The following is a 1,220-nucleotide window of genomic DNA, read 5'->3' as shown; positions in this document are numbered from 1 at the left end:
TGACCTGAGACCCGTCTTTCCTCCGGTTTGACGGAGAATCCATGGGTGGTTTCTGAGGCTATGCGGCCTGCTGTTCCAGTGCTGTTTTCATGGCAAATTCGGCGGGTGGGATATTGCCCAAGGCTGAATGGGGGCGGTGCAGATTGTAATCGAGCTGCCACGCTTGGATCTGACGTCGGGCATCGCCGAGCGTCGAGAATAGCACTTCGTTGAGCAGCTCGTCGCGGAGCCGCCCGTTGAAGCTCTCGACGAAGCCGTTCTGCATCGGCTTGCCGGGCGCGATGTAATGCCAGCCAACCGCCGTGCGCTGGCTCCAAGCCAGGATGGCCATGGAGGTGAACTCGGTCCCATTGTCGCTGACGATGGTCTGAGGCTTGCCCCGCAGGGTGATGAGCGCATCCAACTCGCGAGCCACCCGTAGCCCCGACAGCGAGGTGTCCGCGACCAGCGCCAAGCATTCGCGGGTGAAGTCGTCGACCACGGCGAGTATCCGAAACCGGCGGCCATCCGTCAGCGCATCGCTGACGAAGTCGAGGCTCCAGCGCTGGTTCGCGGCATCCGGCACGAGCAAGGGACGCCTCGTGCCCAAGGCCCGCTTGCGCCCGCCCCGGCGCCGCACCTGAAGCTTCTCCTCGCGATACAGCCGCCGCAGCTTCTTGAGGTTCATCACGATCCCCTGCCGCTCCAGCATCACGTGGATGCGTCGGTAGCCGAACCGCCGTCGCTCCGAAGCCACCGCCTTCATGGCCGTGCGCGCCTCGGCGTCGTCGGGCCGAACGCTGCGATAGCGCACGCTCGATCGATCCACCGCCAGGGCCTGGCACGCCCGGCGCTGGCTCACCCCGTGCGATGCACAGGCATGGGCCACCGCTTCCCGCCTGACGCCGGGCGCTACCATTTTTTTGCCGCGACATCCCGCAGGATGGCGTTGTCGAGCATCTGCTCGGCCAGCAGTTTCTTGAGCTTGGCGTTCTCGTCCTCGAGGGCCCGCAGCCGACGCGCGTCCGACACCTCCAGCCCGCCGAAGCGCGCCTTGTATTTGTAGAAAGTGGCTTGGCTGACGCCGTGCTTGCGGCACACCTCGGCCGTCGACAGCCCGGCCTCCTGTTCCTTCAGCATTCCAATGATCTGCTCTTCCGCGAAACGCGATCGCTTCATGTCCGTCTCCTGAGTTGGACGGACTCTACCCCAAACTGGAGGAGGAACAGGGTCTCAGGTCA

Annotated in this window: 1 protein-coding gene; it reads right to left on the bottom strand. The window is 64.5% G+C overall.

Annotated elements, in window-relative coordinates:
- Nucleotides 1-58 precede the first annotated feature (58 nt).
- A protein-coding gene (locus LOS8367_RS18560) for an IS3 family transposase (protein ID WP_106535148.1) occupies nt 59-1,158 on the bottom strand; the annotation gives its coding sequence in 2 pieces (ribosomal slippage) (nt 59-909 and nt 909-1,158; 1,101 coding nt in all).
- Nucleotides 1,159-1,220: the final 62 nt, after the last annotated feature.

Origin of the sequence: Limimaricola soesokkakensis, from assembly GCF_900172345.1 — a bacterium.
GTDB lineage: Bacteria > Pseudomonadota > Alphaproteobacteria > Rhodobacterales > Rhodobacteraceae > Limimaricola > Limimaricola soesokkakensis.
Note: the sequence above shows the minus strand (reverse complement) of the source record. Positions and strands in the feature narration are given on the sequence as shown.